The organism is Salinivibrio sp. MA607 (assembly GCF_001996245.1).
Classification (GTDB): Bacteria; Pseudomonadota; Gammaproteobacteria; order Enterobacterales; family Vibrionaceae; genus Salinivibrio; species Salinivibrio costicola.
In genome coordinates, this window is sequence record NZ_MUFJ01000043.1 from 1 (window position 1) to 13866 (window position 13866).

Below are 13866 nucleotides of genomic sequence, written 5' to 3' on the forward strand. Positions count from 1 at the left end.
AAATACTGTTTTGTTCGTCTCTTGCGAGACAAACGAATTGACTGTGCCGAACAACGTAAACGTTGTTTCGTATTGGTCACTCAGTTCATCGAATAAATCTTTTTGTCTATTCTCAACGAGTGCCCACACAGATTGCATAGGTCAAATTGTTAAAGAGCGCCGCTCATCGTTGAAATACTGTTTTGTTCGTCTCTTGCGAGACAAACGAATTGACTGTGCCGAACAACGTAAACGTTGTTTCGTATTGGTCACTCAGTTCATCGAATAAATCTTTTTGTCTATTCTCAACGAGTGCCCACACAGATTGCATAGGTCAAATTGTTAAAGAGCGCCGCTCATCGTTGAGCGGGAGTGGCATAATACGCCACTTAGGCATTGAGTCAAGCATTTTGTTTTGCTTGCCTGTATTGCCGTTGTTAGCTCGGCTTGCCGTGCCAACGAGAGCGCATTATAGAGAGGTAATTTTTTGGCGCAAGGGGTTTTTGATAAAAACAGCACAAGCGATTAAAAACCAACCAATACGGGTGATGACTCACTCGTTTGCGGCGCTTATAGACGCTTATTTCATAACTTGGTGTCGAAGCGTTGACCCTGTGAAGTAAAATCTCAGCGCCTGCTCCTTATTTCGGTTATCTTGCCAGCGAACTTCTAATACGAGTGTTTTCGCATAAACACCACCATCATCGGTGAGCACATTTTTAATCTCAGTCACTGCCAGTTGGTAACCAGTATCTTCAGTATCTATCAAGCATCTTGCTAAACGGCTCAACCTCATGACTGCAGTATGGCTTGCACTGCAGGGCGTATCCGTGTTCATTAAACGCCAATGCGCCAGTTGGTTACTAGCAACATGCATAGCCCCTTCTGCCAAGCGCGCATTGTGTTGCTTAGCTTGAATATCGACAGTGAGTGTATAAATACCTGCGCCCGTTACCGCTACTAACACTAACGCAATCAATATTTCGATAAAGGAAAAACCTCGCGCTCGCAACATGCTATCCCTCCTCATAAGGCGGTTTGATGTCATGATAGCTATTACCGACTGGACGCCACTGCTTAAGACCTTTAAAACTCTGCTGTACCGTTTCATCACTATAGGTTGGTTGAAATGAACCATACACCACGGAATGGCCATCCGGCACATCAGTAATAAATGCGCCTTTGGTGATGAAACTACCGTGAAACCAAAAAGGGACACGGCTTGCTTGATCAGGATTGGTGACTGTTGATGTGATCATTTCGCAAAGTTCTTGGATATTACTATCGTCGTGAGAGCAAGACATCCCGCCAGATTCGGAGATGGTCATCCCCCATTGCTCAGCAAATTCTCTCGCATTCAGATTATCGGTGTTAAACTGATATACCACTCCTTTAAAGGGTTTAATCGCACCACGCAGCGCCACAATGCCATCTTGCACAACCAGTAAAATCGGAGGTTCACTTGGTAACGCCTTTAAACCCTCTCGGCTTAGATCACAAGGCCCATCCACCCAGACTTTTGCATTCGCTCTCTCTCTGTGTTTACTGCTAGCGACTGCATTCAATAGAGTTTCATAACATAACGACGGATCATCTTGGGTATTAACAACAAAACCGCCTTGTCGCTCAAATTGCTCTCTGACTGTTTCCCACTGCGCGCGAGGGACACCAAAGTAATCGTTGAACAAGTCCATATTCTCAACGTTGGTTTGCACATCTTTTTTTAGTCGCGCGCCGGTTTCATCGCGACTATCTGCCACTGTGTAGTCGCTAACCTCCGTTTTATATTCGGGGGCGCACTCATCGCTACCATCTAAGCGAACGGTAAATCTGTTTTGACTTTTTTCCTCTTCATTCTTTGAGCTCTCTGAGCTCTCTGAACTCTTTGACTGATTCTCACCGAGCGTGCGCGGACGAATCATGACATCGCCCCCCGCCATAATTGAATGGCATTCATATAAACCATCCTCTCGCTTTTTTCCTTTTACCGGTCGCCATGTATTGCCACCGTAAAACGCGGCGGATCCAGAAGTGACAAACGAACTTCTTCGCGCGCCGGTGGCTTTTGCCAGAGTCACCCCGACTTGTTGCTGTGCATGAGTTGCGTAAAGATGCCACATCCCGCGCTTACTGTTTTGCCATGGCGCCAACCATAATTGACTTTGCGCGACGTTTTGACAGGGAGAAAGTTGTTCTAGTGCTTGGGCGATATCATCGTTGGATAACTCAATGCCATCATGCTGAATTTTAGCCACCGCACAGTCGAGAGCGGCCCAAGCTTTAGAAAGTGATTGCTCGGTTTTGACTCTCGCTTGCGTCTGTTGGATATCATTAACCGCACGTCGACTGACTCCTAACACAATGAGAAGTGCAATCAGTGCAACACTCGCAACCACCGCAAGCGTTGCTATGCCTTGGTCGTACTTATGTTTTCTGATGCATTTCATGGTGAAACAACCGTATTAGCTAAAACCAAGGTTCTCGACACTTGTTCACGTTCACTAGGTTGACGTTTTAATGAGGCGGAAAGTTCGATCGTTAACGCAGTAATACGTCGCCCTGTCTCCGTCCGCGTCTCATCACGAGAAAAGGCTAAATGCGTGACCTTCAATGCTCGGGATGAAATATCTCGCCAGTACCCTGACTCACATGACCAATTTTTGGTGTCTTGGTGATTTTCATAAGCCTCTATCGCCTGTGATTCTGCATCGAAACGAAATCCTTTGGCATCGTCTTTATCAATAGTTTGCGTGGAGTGAGTACGCCCTTGTTGGTACGCAAATCGCAAACATTGCCCGCTAGATTGCTCAGGCACTTCATCAATTAACACAATGTGCGCCTCATCTCCGCTTTTAAATACGTAAGGGGAAGTCCTGCCGCATTGATAACAGAGGGCTGCACGGCGAATATCTGCCTCCATAAAGGTAAGAAGGCGACTTATTTCTAAAGACAAAAACGTTTTATTATCCAGACGCGTTTGTGTCGCCGTCGCTGTTGTCATCACCGCCAGTGCCGCGATAGTGACTATCATACTCACCGTCAGCCCCACCAAGAGTTCAACCAATGAATGGCCTTTACAGTTAGCTGCAAGCACTGGCTACCTCCCGCCACGGACAAACATCAAAGCCAAGGTACTGGCGAACGGTGACAATGTAATCCGGTGTGCTGGCAAGATCGCGGCTTAGACCAAGCGTGAGATTATGACTGGGTCGCTGTGTGCGAAAATCGATAGTAAATAGATCCCCGTCAGGCAATAACACCCACCCCTCACTCACTTTCTTTTTTAATTGAATTGCTTTAGGTAGCCTGACCATAGCTAATGTGGTTTGTTGACACGATATTTTTGCCATCGCGCCCGTTCTACTCACACTGTTCGCTTTTTCGTTGACCGGTTGAGCAATAATGCATTGCGTATTTTCGTCTTGATGCAAAATAAGACGATATGCTTGGCTCTGATTGATCGCACGACTTTGAGTCAGTTGGAATAAGCTTGTCAGCTCTGCACTGCGACTGGCCATTACGGCCACTTGGCGTGAATAGGTAAAGCTAGGAAATGCGATGGCACAAATAACCGCTAACACACTCAATACAATCAATAATTCAATCAATGTTACGCCATGTTGCTGTAGCCTACTTGGCGTGAATTGGGTACGGTGAAAACGCATACTGCCTCCCAAGATCGCCGCCTGCCGATTGAGCGCAGACTACCACTCTCATAAGCTCTGTATGCGTTTGGTAATTGAGTCTTCGAGGGGCACGTAGAAATGCGTTTATATTTTTGTCGCTATTTACAACATGGCGTGACACTGATCGAAATGATGCTTGTACTGGCCATCATCGCAACACTTGCAGGGATTGCCATCCCCAGCTATGCCGAGCACCAACAACAACAGACGCGGCAAGCGGCGACTCGACATTTAATTCAGTTACAAGCGTGGGTAGAGCAGAAATTTACGATGGCTGAGCAATATCCGTCGGTATCAGATGTCGCTAAGTTAGAAGAGGTGCTATGTGCGGATTGTCAGCTCTCACCGGATTATCGGTTCGAAGTCCAAGGTGGGAAGGCAGCCTATAAGATCCTTGCTCACCCTCGAACAAGTTACCCCCAAATCGATGACGCATGTGCTACCTTGGTCCTCCATACGAACGGACTGATAACGTCGACCTCATCAAATGCATCTTGTCCTTTACCGCATGATCGATCAACAAATACGTTTTCGTCAGGCATAAAAAAAGCCAGCACAAAGCTGGCCTTTCTATGATGACTGAGGATTCAACACTGGCTAACCCGTATGCACGAGGCCCAGTTGCTTATCCGGTTAAATCATCAAAAAACTTTTTGACACCGTCAAAGAAGCCCTCTGATTTTGGCTTGTGTTTTTTCGCTTCAGTGCCACTAAAAGACTCTTCTAGCTCTTGTAGAAGCTCTTTTTGACGGCTGCTTAAGTTCACTGGCGTTTCGACAACCATCTTACAGATCAGGTCCCCCATACCGCCGCCACGAACAGACTGCACCCCTTTACCGCGCATACGGAACATGCGTCCTGTTTGCGTTTCTGCTGGCACTTTTAAGCTTACACGACCATCAAGGGTAGGCACTTCAACCTCGCCACCTAGCGCGGCCATGGTGAAACTCACCGGTACTTCACAATACAAGTTGTTGCCATCCCGGGTGAAAATGTGGTGTTCACGAACGTGTACTTGAACGTATAAGTCGCCCGCTGGCGCACCATTTTCTCCCGCTTCACCTTCACTTGATAAGCGAATACGATCGCCTGTATCAACCCCCGCTGGGATTTTCACATTCAAGTGCTTGGTCTCTTTGACGCGACCTTGACCGTGGCAGCTATTACAAGGGTCTTTGATAATGGTACCGCTGCCGTGACACGTTGGGCAGGCCTGCTGAACCGCAAAGAAACCTTGGCGCATTTGTACTTGGCCAATACCGTTACAGGTCCCACAGGTTTGCTTCTTAGTCCCCGGTTTCGCACCACTACCATCGCACGTCGAACAGCCGACATAGGTGGGCACTTCGATCTCTTTGCTGACGCCACGGACCGCTTCTTCAAGCGTTAGCTCCATGTTGTAGCGTAAATCGGCACCACGTTGTGCGCGTTGCTGACCACCGCGACGACCTCCGCCGAATATATCGCCGAATACGTCACCAAAAATATCGCTAAAGTCAGCACCACCGCCGCCAAAGCCGCCACCGCCGAAGCCGCCGCCTCCCATGCCACCTTGTTCAAAGGCTGCATGACCATATTGGTCGTAGGCTGCACGTTTTTGCGGATCGGTCAGTATTTCGTATGCCAACTTCACTTCTTTAAATTTTTCGTCGGCATCATCGCCTTTATTGCGGTCTGGGTGATACTTCATCGCCAGCCGCTTATAGGCCTTTTTAATATCGCGCTCGCTTGCATCGCGGCTTAAGCCGAGCACTTCATATAAATCTCTTTTAGACATGGTCTGACTGCACCTGTTTACGTCAACAAAACAAAGACGTTCAAATCACTGTTTGATAAAACGACGGGCGAAGGAGATCGCTCCCCTACGCCCGTGCTTATTAACGACAGTGCTTTCGCTTATTTCTTGTCGTCGTCTTTAACTTCTTCGAACTCAGCATCAACAACGTCGTCGTCTTGTTTTGCTGAATCGGCACCGGCGTCTTGCTGCGCCTGCTCATTTTGAGCTTGCTGCTGGGCAATTTCCATCAGTTTTGATGAAGCCGCAACCAGTGCTTGAACCTTCGCATCGATGTCTTCTTTATCTTCACCGTTGCGTGCGGTTTCCAGCTCAGAGATAGCTGTTTCGATCTTCTCTTTGTCTTCAGCAGGCAATTTGTCACCCGCTTCGTCCATTTGCTTGCGTGTACCATGAATGAGCTGATCCGCTTGGTTACGGGCAGTCACTAACTCTTCGAACTTTTTGTCCGCTTCTTTGTTAGCTTCTGCTTCTTGTACCATTTTCTCAACGTCTTCATCGCTTAGGCCACCAGACGCTTGGATGGTGATCTTCTGCTCTTGACCGGTTTGCTTATCAGTTGCAGACACGTTCAAGATACCATCCGCGTTCAAGTCGAAAGTCACTTCAATTTGTGGCGTGCCACGTGGCGCTGGCTGAATACCTTCTAGGTTAAACTGACCCAGTGATTTGTTATGCATGGCTTGCTTACGCTCACCTTGGATCACATGAATCGTTACCGCGCTTTGGTTGTCTTCAGCGGTTGAGAACACTTGATTCGCCTTAGTCGGAATCGTCGTGTTTTTCTCAATCAGCTTGGTCATCACACCGCCCATGGTTTCGATACCCAGCGACAGTGGCGTGACGTCAAGCAGTAGTACGTCTTTAACATCGCCAGACAGTACACCACCCTGTGCAGCCGCACCCATTGCAACCGCTTCATCCGGGTTCACGTCCTTACGTGCATCCTTACCGAAGTACTCTGCAACTTTTGACTGAACCATAGGCATGCGGGTTTGACCACCGACCAAGATAACATCCGTGATTTCATCAACAGACAGCTCAGCGTCTGCCAAGGCCACTTTCATTGGTTCGAGTGAACGTTGAACCAGATCTTCAACCAGTGATTCCAGCTTGGCACGAGTAATCTTGATGTTCATGTGCTTAGGACCGGTTGCGTCCGCGGTCACATAAGGCAAGTTCACGTCTGTTTGCTGCGCAGAAGACAGTTCAATCTTCGCTTTCTCAGCCGCTTCTTTGACACGCTGCATCGCGAGCGGGTCTTGACGCAGATCGATGCCTTGCTCTTTCTTAAATTCGTCGACCAAGTAGGTGATCAAACGGTTATCGAAGTCTTCACCACCCAAGTGGGTGTCACCGTTGGTTGCCAGTACTTCGAAGGTTTGCTCACCATCGACTTCATCAATTTCGATGATAGAGATATCGAACGTACCACCACCTAGGTCATAAACCGCGATAGTGCGATCGCCACCTTTCTTATCAAGGCCATAAGCCAATGCTGCCGCTGTAGGCTCGTTGATAATACGTTTAACTTCTAGTCCCGCAATACGACCAGCATCCTTAGTCGCTTGACGCTGAGAGTCATTAAAGTAAGCAGGGACAGTGATTACCGCGCCAGTCACTTCTTCGCCGAGGAAGTCTTCAGCGGTTTTCTTCATTTTCTTCAACACTTCAGCTGACACTTGTGGCGCGGCCATTTTTTGGCCTTTCGCTTCAACCCAAGCATCACCGTTATCTGCCTTCACAATTTTGAAAGGCATGATACTGATGTCACGCTGTACTTCTTCATCTTCGAAGCGGCGACCGATCAGACGCTTAATCGCGTATAGGGTGTTTTCTGGGTTTGTCACTGCCTGGCGCTTCGCAGGCTGGCCGACAAGTGTTTCACCATCTTGTGTGTAAGCGATAACGGATGGCGTTGTACGATCACCTTCTGCGTTTTCAATTACGCGCGTTTTTTCACCGTCTAGTACGGCGACACATGAGTTGGTTGTACCCAAGTCAATACCAATGATTTTACCCATCTGGTGCTCTCCGAAATTCGTTCTGTGGCTGTAGTTCGTTACCCTTTATGTGGGGGTAACTGTGAGAGGTTCAACCCCCTCACCGCAAATTTTTATTTGTTGCTGCCGTTTAAATAAGGGCAGCACGACACTTTTCAAGGGCTAGCAGCAAAAAAATCCGTGTTCGTCACTCACGTATCACAAGCGGAGTAACAAATTAACTATTGATGCTATGCCCTTATTAAAATCACGCTTTTTCGTCGACGTTGCCTTGTGCGGCTTTCGATACCATCACCATCGCTGGACGTACCACGCGACCATTTAACTCATAGCCTTTTTGCATCACCATCATTACGGTGTTTGGCTCATGCTCAGTGCTTTCTTGGATCGTCATCGCTTGGTGAAGCTCAGGATTAAAAGGTTGGCCTTGTGGGTCAATCGCTTTCAAACCAAACTTATCAATGGTATCCATCATGGTTTTTAGCGTCAGCTCTACCCCTTCAACCATGGGCTTGATCGATTCATCTTCCTTATCCGCCATCTCGACAGCACGCTCAAGGTTGTCGATAACTGGCAGCAACTCACTGGCAAACTTCTCCAGTGCAAACTTTCGCGCTTTCTCTACTTCTTGCTCTGATCGACGACGCATATTGTCTACGTCAGCACGGGCACGAAGCACACTGTCTTGTTGCTCTTGCACTTTGGCTTCACTGGCTTCAAGTGCTGCTTCTAACTCTGTAATGCGTGCAATCATGGCTTCGGTTTCCTCTTGCTCAATGTCTGCACTACCGCTTGCCTGTTGCTCAACCGTCTGCTCTGCATCTTTGCCTTCAGCAGCTTGCGCATCTTTCATCGCTTCTTGCTCTTGCTTAACTTTCTGTTCTTCGCTCATGATCACTCCGACACAAATGGCATTGCCCAGCGCGCACTGGGACTGTTTAACTTGATTGTGGAAGTATTATGGGGATGAATCTTTATGATTCAACCGCCCACATAACGCAAATCACGACAATCCTTTTTTTACCACGTTATACTGGGCACAAATAACGATGGGATCCTGATTATGTCGACACCATTCCAGCGCATTGCCTTAATTGGTAAACCTCGCAACCCAGACGCAGTGAATACACACATCGGCCTTTATCATTGGCTCACCGAGCGCGGTTACGAGGTGTGCATTGATACACGCTTGAGTACCAATTTGGGGCTACCCGACGCGCACTATCTGGATTTGGTTAATATTGGTCAGCACGCTGATCTCGCGATCGTTATCGGTGGCGACGGTAATATGCTCGGCGCCGCTCGCGTACTGTCACGAAGCGATATAAAAGTGATTGGTGTAAACCGCGGTAATTTAGGCTTTTTGACTGACCTGGATCCCGATGCCTTTGAAAATGCCCTAGACGCCGTTTTAGGTGGCGACTACATGGAAGAAGACCGTTTTTTGCTTGAAACAGAGATCCATCGTCACGATCAGGTTAAAAGCCATAACGCTTCGCTCAACGAGGCCGTTTTACACCCTGGGCAAGTGGCTCACATGATTGAGTTTGAGGTCTATATTAACGAGCATTTCGCCTTTTCGCAGCGCTCAGATGGGATCATTATTTCAACGCCGACGGGATCAACAGCCTATAGCTTATCAGGTGGCGGCCCCATCTTATCCCCCAGCCTCAACGCTATTTCTTTAGTCCCTATGTTCCCCCATACCCTATCAAGCCGGCCTTTGGTGGTAGATGGTAATCGCCGGATTAAATTATTAGTGTCTCCCGATAACCGCGGCACACTGGAAGTCAGTTGTGATGGGCAAGTTTCTTTGCCAGTGAATCCGGGCGATGAAGTCCATATTTACAAAAGCCCCGCCACACTCAAACTCATTCACCCCAAAGACTATAATTATTACAATACGTTACGTAAAAAGCTGGGTTGGTCTTCAAAGCTGTTCTGACGCGGCTGTTTTTTCATATCAACGTTATTTTCCTTCTTCCTGTTGGTATGCAAAACAGGCCAGCCACTTTTTGTCCATTTTTTGTGCGCCTCATCCCATTCACAATAATTCTCACTGAACAGTGTTCACTGGATGAAAAAACAGTATATACTGTATCTATACACAGTTGTTGATAGATACAGGTGTTTTCCTATGTTAGCCGATATAACCATTCAAAACTTTGCCATCGTTAAATCCTTGGAGTTGGAGTTTAGTAAAGGCATGACGGCGATAACCGGTGAGACCGGGGCAGGTAAATCTATTTCTATTGATGCGCTAGGCTTATGCTTAGGTGACCGCGCCGATGCCAATATGGTGCGCCCAGGGGAAAAGCGCGCTGAAATATCGACCAGCTTCACCTTGGAACAAAACAGTGCGGCGCGACGCTGGTTACAAGATAACGAATTAGAAGACGGTGACGATTGTATTTTAAGACGCGTAATCACTAAAGAAGGGCGGTCACGCGCTTATATCAATGGCAATCCGGTTCCTGCTTCTCAGCAAAAAGCACTTGGGCAACTTTTGATCAACATTCACGGTCAACATGCACATCAACAACTGTTACGCCCTGAGCACCAAATTACGTTGCTTGACCAATATGCGGGTCATCAATCGTTGATCGATAAAATGGCAACGCGCTATCAACGTTGGCGTCGCACAAAAAATGAGCTAAAAGCACTGATAAAGAAAAAGGATGATATTGAGGCGCAACAACAGCTGCTTGAGTATCAAGTGGGCGAACTCAATGAACTTGCGCTTGGTGAAGACGAATATCAGCAAATTGAAGAAGAGCATAAACGCTTATCCAACAGTGGTGATATCGCGATGACAAGCCAAGCAGTGGTTGATCTGCTCTGCGATGGCGAAGAAAGCAATACACTTGGCCTACTAACTGCTGCGCAACAACGTTTGAATGAATTAGCGACACTAGACAATCACTTCTCTCCGCTGGCTGAAATGCTCGAAGAAGCTAGAATTCAAACTCAAGAAACCAGTCAGGAGATCGCCCGTTATCTTGATCAACTCGACATGGATCCGCAGCGTTTACAATATTTAGATCAACGCATGGCTACCATTATGAGTTTGTCACGCAAACACCATGTTCAACCAGAGGTGCTGTATAGCACACATCAACAGTTGATAACGGAGCTAGAAAAACTCGCGCACAATGATGAGGCCATTGAGCAGCTTCAAGCCGAAGTCGACAAGCAATTCGCAGACTGTTTAGACACAGCAGAAAAGCTCAGTAAAAGCCGTCGTCGTTATGCCAAAGAGCTCAATAAACTCATTACCCAAAGCATGCATCAGCTCAGCATGGAACACGGCAGTTTTGAAATCCAAGTCGAAAATAAAGCAGAGACCCACCTAAGTCCTCTAGGCGGCGATGCGGTCGCATTTTTGGTCTCGACCAATCCCGGCCAGCCTTTACAACCACTCGCAAAGGTCGCATCAGGTGGTGAGTTATCGCGGATCTCCCTCGCTATTCAAGTGATTACAGCACAAAAAGTGGAAACACCTAGCCTTATCTTTGACGAGGTTGATGTCGGTATTAGCGGGCCAACCGCCGCCATTGTGGGTCAATTATTACGTCAGCTTGGCGAATCGACCCAAGTTATGTGTGTCACCCATTTGCCACAAGTTGCCGGCTGTGGTCATCAACAAATGTTTGTCGCCAAAGAGACTGACCAAGGCACGACGACCACTCGCATGTACCCACTCGATTACCAGGCCCGTATTAATGAGCTGGCCCGTTTGCTTGGTGGCAGTGAAATTACCGAGCGTACTTTAGCAAATGCCGAAGATCTGCTCATTGCCGCTTAAAAAAACACGGCATTAATCACATGCTTGCTCGAGGGAAGTGTGCAACGTTCACTTTCCTCGGCTATTTCTTTTCCCATTGCGAACTTTTTCACGTTATGACCCTCCAAACGCTAGTCGTTGGCAGGTTTTTTACATATATTCTCTGCTTGTTTATACTCGACGCGCTATGCACCGCAGGCACCGCTTGCAAAACGTACTGAGTGACGTGATTTGCCCTCAACGAGACAGTGAAGATATTAACTATGGGTTGGAAAAAAGCCGCCGTTGCCTCTCTAATGGCGATTGCCATTATGGGTTGCTCTTATGCCGAAAAACTGGTTTATCGTGTAGATATCAATCAAGGCAACTATATTGAAAAAAAGGCCGTAGACTCATTGAAGTTTGGCATGACAAAAGAGCAGGTCAAATTCCTTCTCGGCCCACCGATGTTGGTTGAGTCTGGCTACCCAAACACTTGGTACTTCGTACAGTGGCAACAGCCGGGCCACCAAGATCCAACGCAAAAAGATTTAGTGCTCTCGTTTGATGATAATAATCAATTAGTCAGCATGAGTGGTGACTATGAGCCGGGCGACCAGTTTTTTGAGGCTGTGCAATAAGCAGTGACAGCCATTGGCTCGTTAAAAGGCGCCGGATATCGGCGCCTTTACTGTGATTATTTATCGCTTGAGCAAGGCCAAGCATCGGTGTTCGACGGTTAGCGCTTACGCTTGGTATCAACCCGTCCACCTGTCACAGGATCGGCCTTGCCCTCTTGCTTCGCTCGTTCAGCTCGACGGCGGCGAATTTCCTTCGGATCAGCTTGGAGTGGCCGATAGATCTCAATCCGATCACCCTCTCTTACTTGCGCGTCAAGCTTCACCGGTCGGCTAAAAATACCCACTTTGTTGGTGGACAAATCAATGTCAGGGTACGCGCTCAAGATACCCGACTGGCGGATAATCTCTTCAACACTTGTATCAGCCTTAACGACACAATTAAAGATGCGTTGCTCATTCGGTAGCGGATACACCACTTCCACATGCACCAGAGTCTCTTCACTCATAAATCGCTTTCGCTCGCTCTGTAAACGCTTTTACCATACTGCTGGTTAACTCACTAAAAATGCGCCCAAACGCTGCTTCCACCAGACGGTTAGTGAATTCAAACTCAAGGTTTAACTCTATCTTACACGCATCACTCGACAACGGCGTAAATTGCCACCCCCCACTTAAACGCTTAAACGGACCGTCAACTAAGGTCATATCAATACGCGCATTGTCGGTTAAGTAATTTTTTGTTGTAAACGTCTTCTTTATGCCCGCTTTGGCCACGTCCAGTGAAGCGACCATGGTTGAGTCTGTGTGCTCTATCAATCGAGTGCTCACACATCCGGGCAAAAACTCGGGGTACGCTTCAACATCGTTCACCAAGGCAAACATTTGCTCAGCACTGAACGGCACTAAAGCCGAGCGGATGATTTGCGGCATAGGGACTCCTTAAAGTTAACCGCGAGATAATACCACTGAGGTCGCCTTTCACCAATGTTAGCGGCTAGCATATCTAAGAAAGTCATGCGGTTTGTCTAACAGCATGCGATAATCCTTTCATTCTTCGACACATCGCCTTTATAATGCGCGGACTATGGCTAAGAAAAACGCAAAGAACAAAGCAAATAGCAACACCATTGCGCTGAATAAAAAAGCACGCTTTGAGTACTTTATTGAAGATGACTTCGAAGCGGGGCTAGAGCTGCAAGGTTGGGAAGTGAAAGCACTTCGATCGGGCAAAGCCAATATCAGCGAAAGCTATGTGTTGCTCAAAGACGGGGAAGCCTTTTTGTTCGGGGCAACGATCACCCCGCTGAATGTCGCCTCCACGCATGTGGTCGCTGATCCACAACGCACCCGTAAGCTCTTGCTCAAACGGCGGGAGCTTGATACCTTACTGGGTAAGGTTAATCGAGACGGTTTCACCGTGGTGGCATTGTCTTTATACTGGAAAAAATCATTTGCTAAGCTCAAAATAGGCTTAGCGAAAGGTAAAAAATTACACGATAAACGTGATACCGCGAAAGACAGAGACTGGCAGCGTCAAAAATCCAGGATCATGAAACACTCAACGCGGTAATCGTTGACGCGGCAGATCAATGTGTTAGACTCTGCCGCAACACTCTGGGGCTGATTCAGGATTCGACAGGATTGAGAAGGCCCGTGGAGCATGCCGAGGGGCGGTTGGCCTCGTAAAAAGCCGCAAAAAAATAGTCGCAAACGACGAAAACTACGCACTAGCAGCTTAATAACCTGCTGAGTGCCTATCCTCTCTAGCCTTCGCCTGTAGGACGGGGAATCAGGATAGTCAAAACCAAACAGGATCGCGTGGAGGCTTTGACCCAAGAGCTGAAGCGTTAAACATAAGTTGGGTATGTCTTTGTGTGGCGTGTTTGTCCGCAGCACTCTGACGAGACTAAAGACAAACTAAGCATGTAGCGCCATCGGTTAGACTGATTCTGGACGCGGGTTCAACTCCCGCCAGCTCCACCACTTTCTTTTAAGTTGTTGTTTTTATTAAAAATCGTTTTATTTTAAGTAGTTAGATAGAGTATGTGTGATACAAAGC

14 protein-coding genes and 1 other RNA gene are annotated in these 13866 nt (G+C 47.6%); 6 read left to right on the forward strand and 9 right to left on the reverse strand.

From position 1 onward, the window contains the following. Positions 1-559 precede the first annotated feature (559 nt). The 4 genes from BZG81_RS14845 to BZG81_RS14855 are packed head-to-tail and all read right to left on the reverse strand — an operon-like array spanning position 560 to position 3644. Positions 560-994 carry a type II secretion system protein gene (locus tag BZG81_RS14845; protein ID WP_158011854.1) on the reverse strand — a complete coding sequence of 145 codons (435 nt, stop codon included), beginning with the start codon at positions 992-994 and terminating at the stop codon, positions 560-562. A gap of 1 nt (position 995) precedes the next feature. Further along, the gene (locus tag BZG81_RS15645) at positions 996-2426 is read right to left on the reverse strand and encodes a hypothetical protein (RefSeq protein WP_158011855.1); all 1431 of its coding nucleotides are present in this window, start codon (positions 2424-2426) and stop codon (positions 996-998) included. Continuing rightward, positions 2423-3073: a PulJ/GspJ family protein gene (locus BZG81_RS14850; RefSeq protein ID WP_077670040.1), complete on the reverse strand. Its 651-nt coding sequence runs from the start codon at positions 3071-3073 to the stop codon at positions 2423-2425. The genes BZG81_RS15645 and BZG81_RS14850 overlap by 4 nt, the downstream gene beginning before the upstream one ends. Then, entirely contained in the window at positions 3060-3644 is a 585-nt protein-coding gene (locus tag BZG81_RS14855) for a pilus assembly FimT family protein (RefSeq protein WP_077670039.1), read from the reverse strand. Before BZG81_RS14855 ends, BZG81_RS14850 begins: the two co-directional genes overlap by 14 nt. 99 nt (positions 3645-3743) lie before the next feature. On the opposite strand from BZG81_RS14855, the gene BZG81_RS14860 reads away from it, so the two are divergent. Further along, positions 3744-4241 carry a type IV pilin protein gene (locus tag BZG81_RS14860; protein WP_077670038.1) on the forward strand — a complete coding sequence of 166 codons (498 nt, stop codon included), beginning with the start codon at positions 3744-3746 and terminating at the stop codon, positions 4239-4241. A 49-nt stretch (positions 4242-4290) separates the two neighbouring features. On the opposite strand, the gene dnaJ is transcribed toward BZG81_RS14860, so the two are convergent. From dnaJ to grpE, 3 genes are all read right to left on the reverse strand, one after another. Continuing rightward, positions 4291-5442 carry a molecular chaperone DnaJ gene (gene dnaJ, locus BZG81_RS14865; RefSeq protein ID WP_021024339.1) on the reverse strand — a complete coding sequence of 384 codons (1152 nt, stop codon included), beginning with the start codon at positions 5440-5442 and terminating at the stop codon, positions 4291-4293. Positions 5443-5561: 119 nt separating this feature from the next. Then, positions 5562-7484, reverse strand: coding sequence for a molecular chaperone DnaK (gene dnaK, locus BZG81_RS14870; protein ID WP_077670037.1), 1923 nt, complete (start codon positions 7482-7484; stop codon positions 5562-5564). A 226-nt stretch (positions 7485-7710) separates the two neighbouring features. Further along, complete coding sequence (gene grpE / locus BZG81_RS14875) at positions 7711-8355, reverse strand: nucleotide exchange factor GrpE (RefSeq protein WP_021024341.1); 645 nt, start codon at positions 8353-8355, stop codon at positions 7711-7713. A 171-nt stretch (positions 8356-8526) separates the two neighbouring features. Here grpE and nadK point away from each other — a divergent pair, with 171 nt between their 5' ends. From nadK to bamE, 3 genes are all read left to right on the forward strand, one after another. After that, the gene (nadK, locus tag BZG81_RS14880; RefSeq protein ID WP_077661601.1) at positions 8527-9408 is read left to right on the forward strand and encodes an NAD(+) kinase; all 882 of its coding nucleotides are present in this window, start codon (positions 8527-8529) and stop codon (positions 9406-9408) included. Between the two features lie 192 nt (positions 9409-9600). After that, positions 9601-11268 (forward strand): DNA repair protein RecN, encoded by a 1668-nt coding sequence (gene recN / locus BZG81_RS14885; protein ID WP_077661602.1) that lies wholly within the window; start codon positions 9601-9603, stop codon positions 11266-11268. A 242-nt stretch (positions 11269-11510) separates the two neighbouring features. Beyond that, a complete protein-coding gene (gene bamE, locus BZG81_RS14890; RefSeq protein ID WP_077661603.1) occupies positions 11511-11867 on the forward strand; it encodes an outer membrane protein assembly factor BamE in 357 nt (118 codons plus the stop codon). 98 nt (positions 11868-11965) lie between these two features. On the opposite strand, the gene BZG81_RS14895 is transcribed toward bamE, so the two are convergent. Further along, positions 11966-12313: an RnfH family protein gene (locus BZG81_RS14895; protein WP_021024345.1), complete on the reverse strand. Its 348-nt coding sequence runs from the start codon at positions 12311-12313 to the stop codon at positions 11966-11968. After that, the gene (locus BZG81_RS14900) at positions 12306-12737 is read right to left on the reverse strand and encodes an SRPBCC family protein (protein ID WP_021024346.1); all 432 of its coding nucleotides are present in this window, start codon (positions 12735-12737) and stop codon (positions 12306-12308) included. Before BZG81_RS14900 ends, BZG81_RS14895 begins: the two co-directional genes overlap by 8 nt. Positions 12738-12891: 154 nt before the next feature. On the opposite strand from BZG81_RS14900, the gene smpB reads away from it, so the two are divergent. Together smpB and ssrA are read left to right on the forward strand one after the other, a co-directional pair. Further along, positions 12892-13377 carry an SsrA-binding protein SmpB gene (smpB, locus tag BZG81_RS14905; protein WP_021024347.1) on the forward strand — a complete coding sequence of 162 codons (486 nt, stop codon included), beginning with the start codon at positions 12892-12894 and terminating at the stop codon, positions 13375-13377. Positions 13378-13423: 46 nt separating this feature from the next. Then, positions 13424-13790, forward strand: a transfer-messenger RNA (tmRNA) gene (ssrA, locus tag BZG81_RS14910). The last annotated feature ends 76 nt before the right edge of the window (positions 13791-13866 follow it).

Bases quoted from the DNA above. Each gene is read 5' to 3' on its own strand.
- BZG81_RS14845 (WP_158011854.1), bottom strand. From the start codon at position 994: ATGTTGCGAGCGCGAGGTTTTTCCTTTATCGAAATATTGATTGCGTTA.
- BZG81_RS15645 (WP_158011855.1), bottom strand. From the start codon at position 2,426: ATGAAATGCATCAGAAAACATAAGTACGACCAAGGCATAGCAACGCTT.
- BZG81_RS14855 (WP_077670039.1), bottom strand. From the start codon at position 3,644: ATGCGTTTTCACCGTACCCAATTCACGCCAAGTAGGCTACAGCAACAT.
- BZG81_RS14860 (WP_077670038.1), top strand. From the start codon at position 3,744: ATGCGTTTATATTTTTGTCGCTATTTACAACATGGCGTGACACTGATC.
- dnaJ (WP_021024339.1), bottom strand. From the start codon at position 5,442: ATGTCTAAAAGAGATTTATATGAAGTGCTCGGCTTAAGCCGCGATGCA.
- dnaK (WP_077670037.1), bottom strand. From the start codon at position 7,484: ATGGGTAAAATCATTGGTATTGACTTGGGTACAACCAACTCATGTGTC.
- grpE (WP_021024341.1), bottom strand. From the start codon at position 8,355: ATGAGCGAAGAACAGAAAGTTAAGCAAGAGCAAGAAGCGATGAAAGAT.
- nadK (WP_077661601.1), top strand. From the start codon at position 8,527: ATGTCGACACCATTCCAGCGCATTGCCTTAATTGGTAAACCTCGCAAC.
- recN (WP_077661602.1), top strand. From the start codon at position 9,601: ATGTTAGCCGATATAACCATTCAAAACTTTGCCATCGTTAAATCCTTG.
- bamE (WP_077661603.1), top strand. From the start codon at position 11,511: ATGGGTTGGAAAAAAGCCGCCGTTGCCTCTCTAATGGCGATTGCCATT.
- BZG81_RS14895 (WP_021024345.1), bottom strand. From the start codon at position 12,313: ATGAGTGAAGAGACTCTGGTGCATGTGGAAGTGGTGTATCCGCTACCG.
- BZG81_RS14900 (WP_021024346.1), bottom strand. From the start codon at position 12,737: ATGCCGCAAATCATCCGCTCGGCTTTAGTGCCGTTCAGTGCTGAGCAA.
- smpB (WP_021024347.1), top strand. From the start codon at position 12,892: ATGGCTAAGAAAAACGCAAAGAACAAAGCAAATAGCAACACCATTGCG.